This window comes from Streptomyces sp. NPDC047043 (genome assembly GCF_040644055.1).
GTDB lineage: Bacteria > Actinomycetota > Actinomycetes > Streptomycetales > Streptomycetaceae > Streptomyces.
Map to the genome: position 1 here is coordinate 29,441 of NZ_JBEYVO010000017.1, position 18,651 is coordinate 48,091.

Below are 18,651 nucleotides of genomic sequence, written 5' to 3' on the forward strand. Positions count from 1 at the left end.
TCCATGGCACGCGACTTCTACGAGGTGCTCGGCGTTGCGCGCACCGCCGACCAGGACGAGATCCAGCGGGCCTACCGCACCCTGGCCCGCAAGTACCACCCCGACGTCAACAAGGACCCCCAGGCGGAGGAGCGGTTCAAGGAGATCAATGAGGCCTTCAGTGTCCTGTCCGACCCGGAGCAGCGGACCCGGTACGACCGCTTCGGCGAGGACTTCCGCAAGGTCCCGGAGGACTGGGAGGAGCGCGTCGCCGCCGGCGCCGGCGCCGGAGCGGGCGGCGGATTCCGGTGGACCACCGGCGGCGGTCCCCGGGTGCGGTACTCCACGGCAGGCTTCGACGGCGAGGGGGTCGACGTCGAGGATCTGTTCGGCTCGCTGTTCGGCGGCGCCGGGCGGATGCGCGTGCCCGGCGCCGACCAGGAGGCGGAACTGCCGCTCACCGTCGAGGAGGCATATCGGGGCGGCCGCCGAACGGTCACCCTCGCCGGGCCGACCGGGCAGCGGCGCTACCAGGTCGACGTGCCGCCCGGCACCACCGACGGGCAGCGCATCCGGCTGGCCGGGGAGGGCGGGCGCGGGAGCGGCGACGACGCTCCCGCCGGCGACCTGTTTCTGAGGGTGCGGATCCAGCCGCACCCCGAGTTCCGCCTCGACGGCCGGGACGTCCACGTGAGGCTTCCGGTCACCCCGTGGGAGGCGGCGCTGGGCGCGACCGTGCCGGTGCGCACGCCGAGCGGTGCCACGGCCAAGGTGACCGTGCCTGCCGGATCCTCCAGCGGAAGGCGCCTGCGGCTGCGCGGCGAGGGCATGCCGGGCCCGCGCGGCGCGAACGGAGACCTGTACGCGGAGTTGCGGATCATGGTGCCGCCCCGGCTGAGCGACCGGGAGCGCGAGCTGCTGGAGGAACTTGCCGCTGTCTCCTCGTTCGACCCCAGGAGGACCTGATGACCGACCGACCGGCCGAGGCCCGCCCGTCCCCCGCACGCACGCACGAGGTGGGCGCGCAGTACGCGATCGTGCCCGTGCCCAGGCTGTCCCTGGAGACCGTGGCCCGCCGCTCAGGCCTGCATCCCGACCTGATCCGTCGGTTCGTCGCCCTCGGACTGGTGGACGCCGGCCGTGACGCCTCCGGACGGCTGGTGTTCGCCCCAACGGCACCGGCCGCCCTGGCCCGCGTCCAGCGGTTGCGCACCGGGCTGTGCCTGAACTACGCATCCCTCGGTCTGGTGCTCGACCTGCTCGACCGCATCAGCCTGCTCGAAGCCGCGCTGCGGCGCGCAGGCATGAGGAGTGATCTACCACCATGGACATGAACCGCCTGACCCAGAAGTCACAGGAAGCCCTGCAGGACGCCCAGAGCGCCGCCGGCCGCCTGGGCCACACCGAGGTCGACGGCGAACATCTGCTGCTCGCCCTCCTCGACCAGGAGGAGGGCCTGATCCCGCGGCTGCTGCAGCAGGCGGGCACCGAGCCCAAGGAGTTGCGCGCGGCCGTACGCGAGGACCTCTCCCGCCGGCCCAAGGTGACCGGCCCGGGCGCGGCGCCGGGCCAGGTCTTCGTCACCCAGCGCCTGGCCCGGCTGCTGGACGCGGCCGAGCGGGAGGCCAAACGCCTCAAGGACGAGTACGTGTCCGTGGAACACCTGCTGCTGGCGCTGGCCGAGGAGGGCTCGGCGACCGCCGCCGGGCGGCTGCTGAAGGAGCACGGCGTGACCCGGGATTCCTTCCTCGGCGCGCTCACCCAGGTCCGCGGCAACCAGCGCGTGACCTCCGCCAACCCCGAGGTGGCCTACGAGGCCCTGGAGAAGTACGGCCGTGACCTGGTCGCCGAGGCCAGGACCGGGCGGCTCGACCCCGTCATCGGCCGGGACGCCGAGATCCGCCGCGTCACCCAGATCCTCAGCCGCAAGAGCAAGAACAACCCTGTCCTGATCGGCGACCCCGGCGTCGGCAAGACCGCCATCGTCGAGGGCCTGGCCCAGCGCATCGTGCGCGGTGACGTGCCCGAAGGACTCCGCGACAAGACGGTGTTCGCCCTCGACATGGGCTCCCTCGTCGCCGGCGCCAAGTACCGCGGTGAGTTCGAAGAACGCCTCAAGGCCGTACTGAGCGAGGTCAAGGCCGCCCAGGGGCGGATCCTGCTCTTCGTCGACGAGTTGCACACGGTCGTCGGCGCGGGCGCCGCCGAGGGCGCCATGGACGCGGGCAACATGCTCAAGCCCATGCTGGCACGCGGCGAACTGCACATGATCGGCGCGACCACCCTGGACGAGTACCGCAAGCACATCGAGAAGGACGCCGCCCTCGAACGCCGTTTCCAGCAGGTCCTGGTCGACGAACCCAGCGTGGAGGACACCATCTCCATCCTGCGCGGCCTGCGCGAACGCCTGGAGGTCTTCCACGGCGTCAAGATCCAGGACACCTCGCTGGTCGCGGCGGCGACGCTCTCCCACCGCTACATCACCGACCGTTTCCTGCCCGACAAGGCCATCGACCTCGTCGACGAGGCCTGTGCCCGGCTGCGTACCGAGATCGACTCCATGCCCGCCGAACTCGACGAGATCACCCGCCGGGTGACCCGCCTGGAGATCGAGGAGGCGGCCCTGTCCAATGAGACCGATCCCGCGAGCAAGGCCCGTCTGGAGGAGCTGCGCAGGGAACTGGCCGACCTGCGCGGCGAGGCCGACGCCAAACACGCCCAGTGGGAGGCCGAACGGCAGGCGATCCGCCGCGTGCAGGAGCTGCGCCAGGAGCTGGAGCAGGTCCGCCACGAGGCGGAGGAGGCCGAACGCGCCTACGACCTCAACCGCGCCGCCGAACTCCGCTACGGCCGCCTCCAGGACCTGGAACGCCGACTCGAGGCCGAGGAAGAGCAACTGGCCGCCAAACAAGGGCAGAACCGGCTGCTGCGCGAGGTCGTCACCGAGGAGGAGATCGCCGAGATCGTCGCCGCCTGGACCGGCATCCCCGTCGCCCGCCTCCAGGAGGGCGAACGCGAGAAACTGCTGCGCCTCGACGAGATACTGCGCGAGCGCGTGATCGGTCAGGACGAGGCCGTCAAGCTCGTCGCCGACGCCATCATCCGCGCCCGCTCCGGCATCCGCGACCCTCGCCGCCCCATCGGCTCGTTCATCTTCCTCGGCCCCACCGGCGTCGGGAAGACCGAGCTGGCCAAGACCCTCGCCCGGGCCCTGTTCGACTCCGAGGAGAACATGGTCCGCCTCGACATGAGCGAGTACCAGGAGCGGCACACCGTCAGCCGGCTCATGGGAGCCCCGCCCGGATACGTCGGCTACGAGGAAGGCGGCCAGCTCACCGAGGCCGTACGCCGCAAGCCGTACTCGGTCGTGCTGTTCGACGAGATCGAGAAGGCCCACACCGATGTCTTCAACACCCTGCTGCAGATCCTCGACGACGGCCGCATCACCGACGCCCAGGGCCGCACCGTCGACTTCCGCAACACCGTGATCATCATGACGTCCAACATCGGCTCCGAGCACCTCCTCGACGGCGCCACCGCCGAGGGCGAGATCAAGCCGGACGCCCGCGCCCTGGTCATGGGCGAGCTGCGCGGGCACTTCCGCCCGGAATTCCTCAACCGCGTCGACGACATCGTGCTGTTCAAGCCGCTCGGCGAGCGGCAGATCGAGCGGATCGTGGAGCTGCAGTTCGACGAGCTGCGCCGACGTCTCGCCGAACGCCGCATCTCCGTCGAACTCACCGACGCGGCCCGCGAGTTGATCGCCCATCAGGGCTACGACCCGGTCTACGGGGCCCGGCCGCTGCGGCGCTACATCTCCCACGAGGTCGAGACCCTCGTCGGGCGCGCCCTGCTGCGCGGCGACGTCCAGGACGGCGCGAAGGTCCGCGTCGACGCCGAGCACGCAGAACTGGTGGTCACCTACGACCAGCCCCAGGACGGGAAGGGAGCAAGGGCGGCATGAGCACCATGCAAGCCACCAACGTCACCTGTCCGCACTGCGGGCGCACCAACCGGGTGCCGGCGGCCGCCGAGGGCCGCCCCAGGTGCGGCAACTGCAAGCAGCCGCTGCCGTGGATGGCCGACGCGGGCGACGACGACTTCACCGAGGTCGTCGAGCAGGCCACCGTGCCCGTCGTCGTCGACCTGTGGGCCACCTGGTGCGGCCCCTGCCGCATGGTGAGCCCCGCGCTGGAGAAGGTCGCCGCCGATCTCGCGGGAAAGATCAAACTGGTCAAGGTCGACATCGACAAGAACCCGCGCCTGGCGCGGCGGTTCGAGGTCCAGGCGGTACCGACGCTACTGGTCCTCGACCGGGGCGAGACGGTCGCCCGGCAGGCGGGGGCGGCGCCCGCCCCCGTTCTGCGCCAGTGGGTGGAAGAGTCGATCACTGCCCGGGAAGGGTGATCCGGATGACCCTGCACGCAGACCCCCACCTCGCGCTTGTCCGGCCGGTCCAGCCGCAGACCTCAGAAGGGTGTCAGGAGTGTCTGCTGCTCGGCTCCCCGTGGGTCCACCTCAGGCTCTGCCTGACCTGCGGCCACGTCGGCTGCTGCGACTCGTCGCCGAACCGGCACGCCCGCCGTCACGCCGCCGCCGACGGCCATCCGATCGTGGCGTCGCTGGAGCCCGGCGAGGACTGGCGCTGGTGCTTCGCACATGAGGCGTTCGTGTGATGCCCGGCGACGAGAAGCGGCCCGGCGCAGCGCCTGTGCCGGACGAGGCGGAGGAGAGCGTCCCCTTCGAGACTCCCGACCTCTACGGCGCCTACCCCCGCCTGTCGGACGACCAGACGGCCCGCCTGGCTCAGCATGGCCGGCGGCGCGCGGCTGACGCCGGTGACGTGCTGATCCGGGAGGGCGAGCGGTGCGAGACGTTCTACGTCGTCCTCAGTGGCTCGGTCGCCATCGTCGAGGGCTACGGCACGCCCGGCGAACGCCTGTTGCGGGTGCACGGCCCTGGCCGCTTCATCGGCGAACTCGGCCTCCTGAACGGACAGGTGGCCTTCTACACCGCCGTGGTCAGGGACCCCGGCGAAATCCTCGCCCTGTCCATGGACCAGCTGCGTGACCTGGTGACCCGGGACTCCACCCTCGGTGATGTGGTGCTGCGCGCCTGCCTGGGCCGCCGCGCTCTGCTCGTCGGGCAGGGCGCCGGTTTCCGCATCATCGGCTCGCGCTACTCGCCCGACACCCGGCGGCTGCGCGAGTTCGCCGCCCGCAACCGGCTGCCACACCGCTGGATCGATCTGGAGACGGACGAGGAGGCCGAGGCGCTGCTGCGGCGCTTCGCGGTCGGCCCGGAGCAGACACCGCTGGTGATCTGGCGGGACACGACCCTGCTGCGCAATCCGAGCAACGCCGAACTGGCCCGGTTCATCGGCCTGCCGCCCCTGGAATCGGGCAACGACCGCGGCGATCTCCTCATCGTCGGCTCCGGTCCGGCAGGTCTCGCCGCCGCGGTGAACGCGGCCTCGGAGGGCCTGGGCACGACCGTGGTCGAGGCGCTGGCCACCGGCGGCCAGGCCGGGACGTCCTCCCGCATCGACAACTGCTTCGGCTTCCCTTCCGGCATCTCCGGCGCCGAACTCACCGAGCGCGCCGTGCTCCAGGCGGACAAGTTCGGCGCCCGGATCAGCGTCCCTGCGGAGGCGGCCCGGCTCGAACGACGGGACGGCCACTACGCCGTCGGGTTCGCCGACGGCAGCGAGGTCACCGCCCGTACCGTCGTCCTGGCCACCGGCGCCCGCTACCGCCGCCTCCATGTGCCCGGCATCGAGCCGTTGGAGGGCGCGAGCGTCCACTACTCGGCGACCGTCTACGAGGCCCAGCAGTGCCGTACCGACCCGGTGGCGGTGGTCGGCGGCGGCAACTCCGCGGGCCAGGCCGTGCTCTTCCTGGCCGGGTACGCGCCTCAGGTGTATCTGCTCGTCCGTGGGCCGAGCCTCGAGGCGCACATGTCCCGCTACCTGATCGATCAGATCGAGCGCCATCCGCGGGTGCGCGTGCTGCTCTACACCGAGGTGACCGAGGCACTCGGAGACAAGGTGCTGGAGGCGGTCACCGTGGTCGACCACCGTACGGGCGAGCACCGCCACCTCGAGGTGCGGGCCTTGTTCGTCTTCACCGGCGCAGACCCTCACACCGATTGGCTGTCCGGCGCGCTCGCCCTCGACGCGCGCGGCTACGTGCTCACCGGCGCGGAGGCGCAGGCCTGCTCCGTTCCCGAGCTGTGGCAGAGCCAGGGCCGCGACTGCCTGACGTTGGAGACCAGCATGCCCGGCGTCTTCGCCGCCGGCGACGTCCGCAGCGGCTCGGTGAAGCGCGTGGCCTCCGCGGTCGGCGAAGGCGCGATGAGCATCCACTTCGTGCACCGCTACCTGGGCCACACGGCCGCGCCCGGCGGCACCGACAGCTCCCCGCACACCCGTCCGAAGGAGTCCGCTTGGCTCGCATGACACCCGGCGGGCGACGAGATCACGAGAAGGAGAAGGAGGCGATGGGAATGACCACGCCCGTCCGGCGCCACCGCGGTGGCGCCATGCAGGACAGGCCCCTTGGCTGGGCACGCAATCCGCTGACGGAGTTCGACCAACTGCTCAGCGAGATGAGCGGACTGATCGAATCCACGGTGGGAGGCGCGGCGCCCGCAGTCGCGTGGACACCCCTGGCCGATGTCACGGAGTCCGACGACGCCTTCCACGTCGAGATCGAACTCCCCGGCGTCAAGAGCAAGGACATCGACGTCGAAGCGAACGGCCAGGAGCTGGTGGTCACCGGAGAGATCAAGGAGAAGGAACGCAAAGGCGTCCTGCGCCGGAGCACCCGCCGCACCGGAGCCTTCGAGTACCGGCTGCGGCTGCCCGGAGAGGTCGACACCGAAAAGATCAATGCGCAGATGTCGGACGGGATGCTCACCATCACCGTCCCCAAGGCCGAGGTCACAAAGCCCCGGCACGTCGAGATCAGCGAGACGAGTGAAAGCACCGAGAGCAGCGGCTGAGACGCGAACGCCGCGGTATCGGGCACCCGTCCGGAACCGCGGCCGGGCCGGCGAGGCTCGACACCCGGGGTGACTCATGAACGACGTCCCGTGTCACCACCCCTCACGGCGGCGGAGACCCGGCACGCGGCTGCCCACCGGCTTCCTTTCGGCGCCGCAGACGCCAGGCGCGCAGCAGCCGAAGGGGCAGCAGACCCAGCGGTGCTCGCCGGCCCATGTCCTCCTGGTCCTCGCGGTCGAATGCCCGCGCGTAACGCTCGGCGTCCTGGGCCGTCGGATACCGCTTGCTTCCCTCCGCTCCGCACCCACGCGCGCAGTGCCAGAGCATCGTGTCGTCCTCATGGCGAAAGCGAAAACGGTGTCCCAGAAGGTGGCAGCGCAGCACAGCAGACCACCCTATGCGGACATGTCCATTTCGGCCCGCTCTGTCCCTCTCCAGGCAACAGCCCATGGCCCTGAACGAGGAGGCGTGGCATGACCACCACCGCCGAACTCGGTGTCGTCACGACCAAGATCCCCGCCCGGCTCGACCGGCTGCCGTGGTCCCGATTCCATTGGCGGATCGTCATCGGTCTGGGAGCCGTCTGGATCCTGGACGGACTCGAAGTGACGATCGTCGGGGCGGTGGCCGCCCGTATGACCGAGCAGGGCAGCGGCATCAACCTGACCAGCGCCGACATCGGAACTGCCGCCGCCATCTACGTGGCGGGCGCATGTGCGGGCGCTCTCCTGTTCGGGAGGCTCACCGACCGCTACGGGCGCAAGAAGCTGTTCATGGTCACGCTCGGCATCTACGTCCTCGCCACCGTCGCGACCGCGTTCGCCCACGACGCCTGGTACCTCTACCTCGCCCGCTTCATCACCGGTATGGGCATCGGCGGAGAGTACGCCGCGATCAACTCGGCCATCGACGAGCTGATTCCGGCCCGTAACCGCGGGCAGGTGGATCTGGCCATCAACGGCAGCTACTGGGTCGGTGCGGCGCTCGGCAGCCTGGTCGCCGTGCTGCTTCTCAACGAGAGTCTGCTGGCAGCCGACCTCGGCTGGCGGCTGGCCTTCGGCCTGGGCGGCATTCTGGGCCTGGGCATCATGCTGGTCCGCCGCCATGTGCCGGAGAGCCCGCGCTGGCTGTTCATCCACGGGCACCAAGCCGAGGCTGAACGTATCGTCGACCGGATCGAGGCCGAGGTACACCAAGAGACCGGCCGCGAGCTGCCCGAACCGGGCGAGGCGGTCACCGTGCGGCAGCGCGACGTCATCCCGTTCACGGAGATCGCCGGCGTGGCTCTGCGGCGGTATCCGCGTCGCGCCGTTCTCGGTCTGGCGCTCTTCGTCGGACAGGCGTTCCTGTACAACGCGATCGTCTTCGACCTGGGCACGATCCTGAACGGCTTCTTCGACATCGGCTCCGGCTCGATCCCCTACTTCCTTGTCCTCTTCGCGATCGCCAACTTCCTCGGACCACTCCTCCTCGGCCGACTGTTCGACACCGTTGGCAGAAAGCCGATGATCGCGGGCACCTACTTCGGCTCGGCGGTCGTGGCAGCCCTCCTCGCCGTTCTGCTGATCAACGGCTCCCTGACGACATGGTCGTTCTTCCTGCTGGTCTCGCTGACCTTCTTCGTGGCGTCCGCAGGAGCGAGCTCGGCCTACCTGACGGTGAGCGAGGTCTTCCCCATGGAGACCCGAGCCCTGTCCATCTCGCTCTTCTTCGCGATCGGCACGGCCGTGGGCGGAATCACCGGCCCGCTGCTGTTCGGCCACCTGATCCACAGCGGCGATGCCAACCTCGTGGCCATCGGCTTCCTCATCGGAGCGGCAGCCATGGCGTTGGGCGGGGTGGCCGAGGTCTTCTTCGGTGTCCGGGCCGAACAACAGTCCCTGGAGAACATCGCCTGGCCGCTCACCGCTGAGGAAACCGAGGCAGCCTGGCGCAACGAGCCCGCGCCACAGGACGCACGAGACCGCCTCCGGCCCGCGCACGTCCGGCAGGCCGCGCACGAGCGGGAACTGCGGATCGCCGACCGCACCGCCCGCCGCCGGGAGCGGGAGCGCGCCGGAGCCCGCCGCTACCGCCCGGGCACCGGACCGGGCAGCACTCTGTACTCGCCGGGGATGGCCGGCACCGCGGGCACGGCAAGCCGTACGTCCGCCATGGCCGAACAACGCCTCGACGACGAGATCGAACAGATCACCCACGCGCTCCAAGAAACCGGACCGACCAGCCGCGACCAACTCGAACAGGCCGTGGACGGCCGTTCCTGGGGCCCCGGGCGCTTCCGTCGTGCCCTGCGTGAATCCGTGCAGGAGTCCCGCGCCAAGGACCTTGCCAACGGCAGCTACGCGCCGGCGAACGGACCCGGCCGGCCCTACAGCGCACCGAGCGGCCCCATGACCAGCGGTGACCGGGACAGAAGGAGGCAGCGATGAAATACGACGGATTCCTCGCCCGTGTACGCGAGCGAGGCGAATACAACGACCAGGACGAAGCCGCGGACGTCACCAACGCCGTGCTGGAAGTGCTGGCCCAACGGATCAGCCCGGGAGAGGTCAAGGACCTCGCATCCCAACTGCCCGGCCCGCTGGGACCAGTTCTGAACCATGCAACACCCCAGCAGGCGCAGAGCTTCGGGATCGAGGAGTTCTACCGCCGGGTCGCCGAGCGCACCCATGCCCGGCCGCGTACGGCGCAGTGGGACGCCAGCGCGGTCCTGACCACGGTTGCCGACGCTGTCACCGGAGGAGAACTGAATCAGATCATCAGCCAACTCCCCTCCAGCTACGCGGTCCTGTTCGGCAAGGCCGACCTCGCGGACTGAGCCCGTGAGGCGCCCAGAACGAAAGGCCCACGAAAATGGTCGATACAGGTTTCTCCTCGTTCGACACCATGGTGGACAAGGCCAATCGGCTCCTCAAAGACGTCGAGGAGGCTTTCGAGTGGCCCAAAGACCGCCGTAAGCAGTCATACGCGGCACTTCGGGCCGTGATGCACCCACTCCGGGATCGTCTCCCGGTCGAGACGGCCGTACAGTTCGGTGCCCAGCTGCCGACCATCGTCAGAGGCGTCTATTACGACGGCTGGAAACCGGCCGAGACGCCCGTGAAGATGAGCAACGAGGAGTTCTTTGCACGGGTCCGCAGCGAATTCCCCTATGCGGTCGAGGGCGGTAGCGAGAAGCTGGTGCGCACCGTACTGAAATCCCTGGAGCGCCATGTGAGCGCCGGCGAATGGCAGCACCTCAAATCCCGGGTGCCGAACTCCTTTGCCGCGCTCCTGCCGTGATCCGGGCGGAAGAGGTCTCGAGCGCGGCCCAGCCCGCCGAGCAGGCCTGCCGCGCCCCGGCCGTCCCAACACCTAGGTTGCGCATGGTTGCCGGGCGTGTTGATCGTCGACAGCCGGGTGGGCCGGCCACCGCAGAAACCAAGCCTCCGTCAGCATCCGCCGGTAAACAGGGCGCCGCAGCGGCCAACGACCTGCAGCCCGTCGCCTGAGGCACTTGCCTGTGCGGGTCTGGTGCTGCAGATGTGGCGGTCACGGATCAGGGGGCTGCCACTCGAACATCAAAATCGTGGCGTCGTCGCTGAGTTGGTCGTGCCGATGCTTGAGGATGGCATGGATGAGCAGGCGCAGCGCTTCCGGAGCGCTCTGGCCCGCTGCGGTCGACCGGATGATGTAGTCGGTGAAGCGTTCCAGGCCGAACTCTTCGCCTGCCTCGTCGCGTGACTCCACGACGCCGTCTGAGTAGAGCAGTATTCGGTCACCGGGTTCGAGGCTGACGTCGTGCACCTGACGGGCGGTCCCGGCGAGACTGGCGGGCAGACCCAAAGGAGGCTCAGGTGGCCGCTCCAGGGCCTTGTGGAGCAGGCGGTGGCGACGGATGAGCAACGGAGCCGGGTGGCCGCAGTTGCACCAGCGCAGCACACCGGTGGGCATGTGCAACTGGGTGAAGACACCCGTGCAGAACTGCTCCGGAAGCCACTTGGCCAGCGCCTCGTCCACGGTGCCCGCGAGCTCGTTCAGGTCTGCCCCGCTGCGCCGGGCGTTGCGGCAGCCTGCCATGGCGACAGAGGTGGCAAGTCCGGACGCCAGGTTGTGACCCATGCCGTCAAGGATCGTGGCGTGCAGAACGTCCTCGGTGAACGCATGGTCGAAAGCATCGCCGCCCAGTTCGTACGCAGGCTCCAGAACCGCCGTCGAAACGACCCGCCCGGTACCGATCGACCGGGGAGGGAGAAAAGCCCTCACCATCTCGGTGGGCAGGTGCATCGGCCTGGTACGCATGCGCTGCGCGATGGTGTCGCTGTAGGTGCGCTTGGATGTGATGATCAGTGCGAGGAGCAGCGCCGTCGTTCGACAGCGCCGTAGCTTGAGCCCGTCCAGGGTGCTCATGTTCAGCTCCACGACGCCCAGCCGCTCCGCTCCGTCGGCCAGGGGCAGCCAGACGTTCATCCCGCCGGAGGGGCCTTCTTCCACTCGGAGAGAGCCGGTGCGGTAGGCCCATCCGGCCAGCGAAGTGTCGAGGTCCAGTTCCGGCTCGCCTTCGACAAGCGGCACCAGCAGTCTTTGCTGGATGTCGACCAGATAGATGGCGGCCGTGCCCAGCCCCATGGCTTCGGCATACCGGTTCAGGACCGCGGGCAGTTCCGCGGGTGATGCCAGTTGGGCTGCTCTGACCAGTTCCTCCAGCAGCCGCTCCCCGGACCCGTTGGACATGTTCCTGTCCATGCCTTCGATGATCCCCGCGAGGTGGAGCCGCCACAATCTGAGCTTTCCGAGACCCGAGATGTGGGCCGATCAGCCTGGGGTGCTGAGGCTTGCACTTGGGCTTGCACTTGGATCGGTCGGGCTTCACGATCGGCTGACGACACGACTTCAATCGGTGGGGGATCGTGCGGATCCCCTCAAGTCGACAGCGGTCTGTTCCAGCAGCCAGCGGGTGCCCGCCGCGGTCTCGGCCACCCACCGACCAGGTGCGTCAGCCGCCCCAAGGGCTGCCTAACGTGCGTCGGGCGTTGCGCTCCACCGCAGGACCACTTCGCCGTGGACGATGCCCTGCGGCGGGCCAGCAGGATCGTTGCGGTAGCCGAGGAAGCAGAGCGCGCCGGCGCTACTGAGCCGTGACCTGCACCGCCTGGTCCCGTCGCCACTCACAGCAGGAGGTCGAAGACGGCTCGGGCCTCGTCCCAGTGCTGGGTCTGGGGGTTCTTCAGGTCGGGGTGGAGAATCTTGAAGCTCTGGGCAAGGGCCAGGCTGAGTCCGCCGATGATGTCCGGATAGGCCGCCTCGGTCTCCTCGTCGGGCGTGCGGTCCAGAGCGGGGTGGGTGGCGAGCTGTTCCAGGATCGGCTTGAGTTCTACTTCCTGGTCGATCTTCCGGAAGTGGTGAATGCTCTCCTGCAGGCCTTTCGTGATCGGTAGGTCACAGGTCCGGATGACGTCCCGCCCGTTGGCCTTGGCAGTGGCCTGGGCGACGGTCAGCAGATCGTAGAGCTTGGCGTCGACGAAGTCGCTGTAGCGCTTGAGATCGTTCTTGTCGACGTCCAGCCCGGCGGCCGCACGGAAGAACCTTTCGAACCTGGCGATGGACATCACGGTCATGACGGCAACCTCCGGCTGCGGGCGCCGGGGTGGCTCCCGGCTCCCTGGGCTTCCCAATCAGCCTGGCCGACGGGGGCGCGCGAACGCATGCGCATGTCGGGCCCAATTGGCTTTCCTGTCTTGCCCTGCCAGACCAGGCGTCCGACTGCCTCGGGTAGTCGGACGGGCGGCGGATCGACAGCAGGGATCGCGTCGCGGAGCAGCCCCGGGTAAAAGGTGACCCTCCGGATGTGGCTGCTGATGAGGCCGAACGCCGCGGTGGCGAACACGCCAGGGACCGCTCGGGAGAGGCCCGTGGACAGCAGGCAGCCAGGGCCGGTTGACGCGGACCATTCCGCCCAGCCGCGACTCTGAGCGGGTGGTCGGTGGCGCGGCGTGCCGGTGCGGGCCAAGCTGGGTCGGAGCGGGTGGTGGCGGCGGCGCACGCGATCGTGGCCCGGTGGTGGGAGCAGGTCCCGTGTTGGGAAGAAGGGGAGATCTGCCGTACCGCCTGCACCTGCTGGCGGAGGCCGACGTGTCGCGCGGCGTCGACGTTACCTCGGCGGCACCTGTGGGCACTTGCGATCGCGGGGCAGCCGACGAGAAGGGTCCAGTCATGCGGGTGTCGTCTCAGGGCGTTACGGTCGTGGCTCTCCTGGCGGATCCCGACGCGCCGACGGATATCGCGCAGCGCATGGCCCGGACACTTTCTGCTCGGCTCGCCGACAAGTCGGGCCAAGGGCGACGGTTCGACGTCGAGGTGGTCAGTGAGCCCTTCACCTCGGGGACGGAGGATCCGCCCACCCTGATGCGCCGGATCATGGACCGTGGGAGTGCGGAGAACTGGGACATCGTCGTTGCCCTCACCGACCTTCCGCTGCACGCAAACGGGCGCAGGGTCGCTGTGAACCTGAATCACGAACACGGCTTGGCGCTGCTCTCTCTTCCTTCACTGGGGGGCCTGCGGCTGCAGACGAGGGCCCGGCGGGCCGTCGAAGAAGCCGTGCTTGGCTTGGCGGGTCTGCAAACCACTGGGGCTGAAGGACCTCCGCGAAGTCAGCCGCTTCTGGGGCCGTTCGTCAATCGTCTCGCGCGTGTTCATTCGGGCCCAATCGGTGAGAAGGAGACCGACGACTTTCGGTACGTCGTCAGCGGGCCGCGCGGTTACCTGCGGGTGCTCGTCGGTATGGTCCGCGCCAACCGGCCGTGGCGGTTGGTGCCGGGCTTGTCGAAAGCTCTGGCGGCCGCACTCGCCACGGGGGCAGTCGCCACCGTGAACTCCACCGTCTGGAGCCTGGCCGCGTCCCAAAGCACCCCACGCCTCGTGATCGCCATGGTCGGGTCTGTCGCGATCATGATCGGCTGGCTGATCGTGGACGCGGAGCTGTGGCATCGATCACCGGAGAGCTCGCCGGAGGCGAGGCAAAGGGCGCGGCTCTACAACGCCTCGACGGTCGTGACCGTGGGTATCGGGGTGCTCGTCTGCTACGTGGGTTTGCTGGTCATCAACTGGGTGTGGGCGCTTTTCATCCTCAACGACCAACTGTTCGCTTCCGTGACACGAAACCCACTGCACGCCGAGGAGTACTTGACGTTGTCCTGGTTCGTCGCTTCGGTCGCCACCGTGGGCGGCGCGCTGGGATCAGGCCTGGAGAGCGACGAGGCGATCCGGGCGGCCGCCTACTCCAAGCGCGAAAAGGAACGTCGCGACATGCTCCAAGACAACCCCGGTGACCAGCACTCGAAGTGAACCGATCCACGCGCAAATGGCTCCTACGGGCGGCGGTCCCTCGGAACCTCGGCGTCCGCTGAACTTGGGCCGCTTCCCTCAGCCGGCGGGCGACGCGCATCAGGCTAAGCATGGGCGGCAACAGCAGCGCGATGTGCCCCGGCGGGCTGATCATGGCGATGATGGCGCGCGTGTGGTCCCCGGCAGGGCAGGTCCGGCACCTTCTTCAGCCGCTTCGCGACCCCCGCCGGCCATTCCGGATCGGCTACGGGGACGACGTCGAACTGCGACCGCCAGGGGCTGAACAGGCGGTAGGGATGTGGTCATCGATCGCCCCGTACTGCGTGGGTGCCGGTTTGTGGGTGTAGGTCAGCCGGGGTCGCGTGCCCGCCGAGCGCGCTGCCGTCAGGAGGTGGCGGCGCGGCCGGCGCGACCCGGCAGGGCGTTCCGGCTAGGCTCACGCCCGTGACGTGGCTGCGGGCCTTCGGGGAGGTCGTGCGATCCGGGCTCACGATCGAGGAGACGCGGCTGGAGCCCCTGCTCGCGCTGCGCACGGCCGCTGGGGTGGCGATCGTCATCGGGGCGGCGCTGTGGCTGGGCTCCCCTGCCTATGCCGCGTCGGCCGCCCTCGGTGCCTACTCCGCGGGTGGCGCCACCTTCCAGCGCACCTGGCGTCCACGCAAGGTGATCGCGCTCGGCGCAGGCGCCGGTCTGGCACTCAGCACGTTCGTGGGCTACCTGGCGGCGGGGCGACTCGTGACGTTCCTCCCACTGCTGGCCGTATGGGCCTTTGCCGCGGGGATGGCGTGGGCCCTCGGATCGACCGCTGGGATCGTCGCAGCGACGACGGTCGGCAGCATGCTGGTGACCGTCACCCTGCCCACGAGCGTCGGGCGAGCCCTGGAGCACGCCGGGATCATCGCGCTCGGGGGCGTGGTGCAGGCCGTGCTGATCTTGCTGTTCCCGATCCGCCGTTGGGGGGCGCATCGTGACGCGCTCGCCGACGCCCTGGCAGCCGTGGCGGACTACGCCCGCCGACTGCGGCACGATCCGACCGCCCCGTTCGACCCGGAGCCGTTGATGACGGCCCGGGACGCGGCGGCCGTGACGCCGTCACAGGCCCGCACCCGTCCCCCCGTCCTCCACGGTCCCCGGGGCCTCGCCGAGCGCATTCGGCCGGTCGTCGCCGCGCTCGCCGACCCGGACGTCGGCGCCCCGGCGGAGGGACCCGGGCGGGACCGGGCGCGGGAGTTGCTCAACGCGGCCGCCGACGTCCTTGACGCGACTGCTCGTTCGATTCGCCGCGGCACTCCTGCCGGCGTGCCGCCCGGGAGCGCGGACGTCCTGCGCGTCGACGAGGAGCACGAGGTACTGGAAGGACCCGCCCGGCAGGCCGCCGAGCGGCTCGTGGAACTGCTCGGAGAGGCGTTGGAGATCGCCGGGAGCGGCGGCGCACCCGGGAAGGCGCCCACGCCGACCGGCCCCGCGGGCGCCCGGTACCTGGTGCGCCCGACCATGTTCCGGCTCGTCCCGGTCGTCGTTCGGGCGGTCCGCCGTGAGCTCCGCTGGGACTCACCCGTGTTCCGGCACGCCGTCCGCCTGGCGGCGGTGGCCACGCTCGGCTATCTGATCGCCGCCCGGCTGCCCCTGGGCCACGGCTACTGGGCGCCCATCGCCTCGGTGATGGTGATGCGGCCGGACTTCCACCGGACGTACGCGCGTGCGGTGGCCCGCCTCGCCGGGACCCTGGCGGGGGTCGCGCTCGCCACCGGGATGGTGCGGGCCCTGGGCCCGGACGCCCATGTGTTCGGCGCGCTGGCGGTGGTTTCGGTGGGCCTGTCGTACACGTTGATCCGTACCGGCTACGCATACTCCCAGTGCTTCACGGCCGCGTACGTCGTCTTCCTGCTCGGCATGGGCGGCCAGACGTGGGAGCAGACGGTTCCGGAGCGGGTGGTGCTCACCCTGCTCGGCGGGGCCCTGGCAATGCTGGCGTACGTGGTGTTCCCCGCATGGGAGACACCCCGGCTGCCGGGCCGGCTTGCGGACTGGCTCGCCGCCAACGGCCGCTACGCGTCCGCGGTGCTCCGCAGCTACGCCGAACCGACCCGGGAGCATCGCGCCGACATGCGCAGGGCCCTCCTGGCGAGCAGAGAGGCACGTGCCGCCTGGCAGAAGGCCTACGACCAGGCAAAGCAGGAACCGGTCCGCCCCAGGGGTCTGACGTCGCGCGAGGCGGAGCAGGCGCAGGAGGCTCTCAAGGGGTTCGGCCGGGCGGCGATGCTCATGGAGAGCCACGTCCCGCGGGCCGACAGCCGTGTCGTCCCCGAGGCGGAGCATCTCGCCGCGGCCCTGGAGGCGGACACCGCGCAGGCGGCAGTCGACGTGCGCGAGCACAGGAATCCGCACTGGGAGCGCGTGGAGGAAGCGCTCAACGCGTGGCAGGACGCCGCCGACAACCGGAGCCCGGTCGTGCGGCGGGAGGCGGAACTGCAGAAACGGGCCTTGGAAGACCTCGCGACGGCCGTGAGCCGCACACCCCTGGAACGGGACGTCGGCTCTGCTCGCGAGGAGCAGCGGGTGCGGGCGACCCTGGCGGCGGAAGGTGACGGATCCGGACCCGCGCACCAGGGTGGGTGACGGCGCCGGCCACGGGGAGCGCCAAGCCGCATTCTGCGAGCCGAATCGAGCCACGGATCGGACCGCTGTGCCTCCCGACGAGGGCGGCCTGGTGGACTTCCCACCTCCAGACACATGTTCCTCGTGCTGGTTGCCGGCGTCATTCCCGTAACCCTACTGGTGTGGCAGCTCGGCCGAAGCGACGCGACCGGTCGTTGGAGGACGGGGACCACGAGGGAACAAGGTAGAACCCTCGCGTCCGTGCAGGCCCGACCCATCGCCTGGGGACGCCATCCTGCCTGCGGCACACACAGAAAGCAGTCCTGCTCAACGGCTTGACGCCGCCGGACTATCGGGATGCCGACTGATCCAGGCCAAGCCGGTGGGCCGCCCAGGTCGTCCGCCAGACCCGGCAGAACTTCCTCGGCGTGCCCCGCATCCGCCAGCCCCTGCCCGACCTCCCACCGGAGCGACCCACGGGAACGCACCCGACCCCACTGTCCAGTCGATGATCGAGGGCCGCCGCGCTCACACCGGTCAGCGCCGCCGGCGCGTACTCACTGTCCTCGCCCGGGCCGCGAAGGAAGGCTCCGACGTCAGCGTCGCGGCCACCGCCCGCCGGGCCGGGGTCGACCGCACCTTCCTCTATCGCCATCGCGACCTGCTCGGCCAGGTCCACGCCCAGGCGCCGAACCGCCCACCGTCCCCACCGTCCCCGGCGGCCGCGGCTCTGCGGTCAGCCGGGCCTCCCTGCAGGCCGACCTGCTGGCCGCCGACACCCGAACCGCCGCCTCGCCGCCCGGGTCCGCCGCCTCGAACAGCGCCTCAGCGACGTGCTCGATGATCAAGCCTGGCGCCAGGTGGGCATCGGCGGCCCCGAGGACACCGAGCAGCTCAAGGCCCGGATCACCACTCTCGAACAGCAAATCGTCGTCCTGGAGCTCAAACTCCAGGACTAAGGCGACGAGCTCGCCGCCGCCCGGGCGGCCCACCGTGAGCTCATGGCCCAGCTCAACCGCCCACCGGGCTGAGCAGAGCCCGGGCCGGTCGCTCGACGGCCGGCGGTCGGCGGCGCATCTGTTCTCGATGTGGGCCCGCCGACGGCGGTGCACTGTGTGCGGATCAGCGGGCGATCGAGATCGCGAAGGGCGCGAATCCGCTGGACCGAATCACGTGCGGTACGAACAGTATCGCGGCCTCCGTGGCGCGGGCGGTCTGGATCCCGCCGAGATCAGTGATCCACTCCTTGCGCCAGCCGAGGTTGATGAGCAGTACACGGATGGTCTGCTTGGCCTGCGGGTCCTCGCCGGAGAGGTAGGCGTCGGGCGCCTGGGTGAGCGTGGCCGGCGCGGTCATCACGGGGAAGAGCATGGTGTTGAGTGTCTTGACGACGCGTGTTTCGGGGAGCGCTTCCTGGAGTTGCTCAGCGAGGCTTGAGCCGGGGTAGATCAGGTCGGCGGGCAGTCCGTCCGGTCCGTCGACGGTGGCGTTGGAGACGTCGACGAGGATCGTGTCGCGCAGTTCCTTGCGCAGGGCGACGAGCCGGTCCAGCGAGCCGGCTCCCGGGGTGGCGTTGATGACGATCTGGGCTGTCCTGGCAGCATCGGCGGCGGCGTCCGGCGCGCGGTCCGCCACGGTCACCTCATGCCCGGCCCGGGTGAGGGCTTGGGCAAGGTTGCTGCCTACGCGGCCGTTTCCGAGCACTGCGATCGAGGTCACGATGATGTGGTCCTTCCGTGCGTGTG

Annotated in this window: 16 protein-coding genes; 13 read left to right on the forward strand and 3 right to left on the reverse strand. The window is 69.9% G+C overall.

The window, feature by feature from the left end; genetic code table 11:
• Positions 1 to 3 precede the first annotated feature (3 nt).
• From ABZ880_RS26140 to ABZ880_RS26185, 10 genes are all read left to right on the forward strand, one after another.
• Positions 4 to 945, forward strand: coding sequence for a J domain-containing protein (locus ABZ880_RS26140; protein ID WP_361267181.1), 942 nt, complete (start codon positions 4 to 6; stop codon positions 943 to 945).
• Positions 945 to 1,313 (forward strand): chaperone modulator CbpM, encoded by a 369-nt coding sequence (locus tag ABZ880_RS26145; protein WP_361267183.1) that lies wholly within the window; start codon positions 945 to 947, stop codon positions 1,311 to 1,313. The genes ABZ880_RS26140 and ABZ880_RS26145 overlap by 1 nt, the downstream gene beginning before the upstream one ends.
• Positions 1,304 to 3,943 (forward strand): ATP-dependent chaperone ClpB, encoded by a 2,640-nt coding sequence (gene clpB / locus ABZ880_RS26150; protein ID WP_361267185.1) that lies wholly within the window; start codon positions 1,304 to 1,306, stop codon positions 3,941 to 3,943. Before ABZ880_RS26145 ends, clpB begins: the two co-directional genes overlap by 10 nt.
• Positions 3,940 to 4,386: a thioredoxin gene (gene trxA / locus ABZ880_RS26155; protein ID WP_361267187.1), complete on the forward strand. Its 447-nt coding sequence runs from the start codon at positions 3,940 to 3,942 to the stop codon at positions 4,384 to 4,386. Before clpB ends, trxA begins: the two co-directional genes overlap by 4 nt.
• A 5-nt stretch (positions 4,387 to 4,391) precedes the next feature.
• The gene (locus ABZ880_RS26160; RefSeq protein ID WP_361267188.1) at positions 4,392 to 4,655 is read left to right on the forward strand and encodes a UBP-type zinc finger domain-containing protein; all 264 of its coding nucleotides are present in this window, start codon (positions 4,392 to 4,394) and stop codon (positions 4,653 to 4,655) included.
• Positions 4,655 to 6,436: an FAD-dependent oxidoreductase gene (locus tag ABZ880_RS26165; RefSeq protein ID WP_361267190.1), complete on the forward strand. Its 1,782-nt coding sequence runs from the start codon at positions 4,655 to 4,657 to the stop codon at positions 6,434 to 6,436. Before ABZ880_RS26160 ends, ABZ880_RS26165 begins: the two co-directional genes overlap by 1 nt.
• Positions 6,437 to 6,483: 47 nt before the next feature.
• Positions 6,484 to 6,981, forward strand: a complete 498-nt coding sequence (locus tag ABZ880_RS26170) for an Hsp20/alpha crystallin family protein (RefSeq protein WP_361267192.1) — start codon at positions 6,484 to 6,486, stop codon at positions 6,979 to 6,981.
• Between the two features lie 474 nt (positions 6,982 to 7,455).
• Positions 7,456 to 9,411: an MFS transporter gene (locus ABZ880_RS26175; RefSeq protein ID WP_361267194.1), complete on the forward strand. Its 1,956-nt coding sequence runs from the start codon at positions 7,456 to 7,458 to the stop codon at positions 9,409 to 9,411.
• On the forward strand, positions 9,408 to 9,800 hold the full coding sequence (locus ABZ880_RS26180; protein ID WP_361267196.1) for a DUF2267 domain-containing protein: 393 nt from the start codon (positions 9,408 to 9,410) through the stop codon (positions 9,798 to 9,800). The genes ABZ880_RS26175 and ABZ880_RS26180 overlap by 4 nt, the downstream gene beginning before the upstream one ends.
• Before the next feature lie 35 nt (positions 9,801 to 9,835).
• Positions 9,836 to 10,264, forward strand: a complete 429-nt coding sequence (locus ABZ880_RS26185) for a DUF2267 domain-containing protein (RefSeq protein WP_313746001.1) — start codon at positions 9,836 to 9,838, stop codon at positions 10,262 to 10,264.
• Between the two features lie 249 nt (positions 10,265 to 10,513).
• Here the strand turns inward: ABZ880_RS26185 and ABZ880_RS26190 are convergent, their stop codons facing one another.
• Positions 10,514 to 11,707, reverse strand: coding sequence for a PP2C family protein-serine/threonine phosphatase (locus ABZ880_RS26190; protein ID WP_361267198.1), 1,194 nt, complete (start codon positions 11,705 to 11,707; stop codon positions 10,514 to 10,516).
• 422 nt (positions 11,708 to 12,129) lie between these two features.
• Positions 12,130 to 12,579, reverse strand: coding sequence for a DUF1931 family protein (locus ABZ880_RS26195; RefSeq protein WP_361267200.1), 450 nt, complete (start codon positions 12,577 to 12,579; stop codon positions 12,130 to 12,132).
• 457 nt (positions 12,580 to 13,036) lie between these two features.
• On the opposite strand from ABZ880_RS26195, the gene ABZ880_RS26200 reads away from it, so the two are divergent.
• The 3 genes from ABZ880_RS26200 to ABZ880_RS26210 all read left to right on the forward strand — a co-directional run bounded on the left by ABZ880_RS26200 (position 13,037) and on the right by ABZ880_RS26210 (position 17,865).
• Positions 13,037 to 14,308: a hypothetical protein gene (locus ABZ880_RS26200; protein WP_361267202.1), complete on the forward strand. Its 1,272-nt coding sequence runs from the start codon at positions 13,037 to 13,039 to the stop codon at positions 14,306 to 14,308.
• Positions 14,309 to 14,752: 444 nt separating this feature from the next.
• Positions 14,753 to 16,927, forward strand: coding sequence for an FUSC family protein (locus ABZ880_RS26205; RefSeq protein WP_361267204.1), 2,175 nt, complete (start codon positions 14,753 to 14,755; stop codon positions 16,925 to 16,927).
• Positions 16,928 to 17,739: 812 nt separating this feature from the next.
• A complete protein-coding gene (locus tag ABZ880_RS26210; RefSeq protein WP_361267206.1) occupies positions 17,740 to 17,865 on the forward strand; it encodes a hypothetical protein in 126 nt (41 codons plus the stop codon).
• Between the two features lie 163 nt (positions 17,866 to 18,028).
• Here ABZ880_RS26210 and ABZ880_RS26215 read toward each other — a convergent pair whose 3' ends face one another.
• Positions 18,029 to 18,625 carry an NAD(P)-binding domain-containing protein gene (locus ABZ880_RS26215; protein WP_361267208.1) on the reverse strand — a complete coding sequence of 199 codons (597 nt, stop codon included), beginning with the start codon at positions 18,623 to 18,625 and terminating at the stop codon, positions 18,029 to 18,031.
• Positions 18,626 to 18,651 lie beyond the last annotated feature (26 nt).

Excerpts from the sequence above, each read along its gene's own strand:
- ABZ880_RS26140 (WP_361267181.1), top strand. The coding sequence starts at position 4 with ATGGCACGCGACTTCTACGAGGTGCTCGGCGTTGCGCGCACCGCCGAC.
- ABZ880_RS26145 (WP_361267183.1), top strand. The coding sequence starts at position 945 with ATGACCGACCGACCGGCCGAGGCCCGCCCGTCCCCCGCACGCACGCAC.
- clpB (WP_361267185.1), top strand. The coding sequence starts at position 1,304 with ATGGACATGAACCGCCTGACCCAGAAGTCACAGGAAGCCCTGCAGGAC.
- trxA (WP_361267187.1), top strand. The coding sequence starts at position 3,940 with ATGAGCACCATGCAAGCCACCAACGTCACCTGTCCGCACTGCGGGCGC.
- ABZ880_RS26160 (WP_361267188.1), top strand. The coding sequence starts at position 4,392 with ATGACCCTGCACGCAGACCCCCACCTCGCGCTTGTCCGGCCGGTCCAG.
- ABZ880_RS26165 (WP_361267190.1), top strand. The coding sequence starts at position 4,655 with ATGCCCGGCGACGAGAAGCGGCCCGGCGCAGCGCCTGTGCCGGACGAG.
- ABZ880_RS26170 (WP_361267192.1), top strand. The coding sequence starts at position 6,484 with ATGACCACGCCCGTCCGGCGCCACCGCGGTGGCGCCATGCAGGACAGG.
- ABZ880_RS26175 (WP_361267194.1), top strand. The coding sequence starts at position 7,456 with ATGACCACCACCGCCGAACTCGGTGTCGTCACGACCAAGATCCCCGCC.
- ABZ880_RS26180 (WP_361267196.1), top strand. The coding sequence starts at position 9,408 with ATGAAATACGACGGATTCCTCGCCCGTGTACGCGAGCGAGGCGAATAC.
- ABZ880_RS26185 (WP_313746001.1), top strand. The coding sequence starts at position 9,836 with ATGGTCGATACAGGTTTCTCCTCGTTCGACACCATGGTGGACAAGGCC.
- ABZ880_RS26190 (WP_361267198.1), bottom strand. The coding sequence starts at position 11,707 with ATGGACAGGAACATGTCCAACGGGTCCGGGGAGCGGCTGCTGGAGGAA.
- ABZ880_RS26195 (WP_361267200.1), bottom strand. The coding sequence starts at position 12,579 with ATGACCGTGATGTCCATCGCCAGGTTCGAAAGGTTCTTCCGTGCGGCC.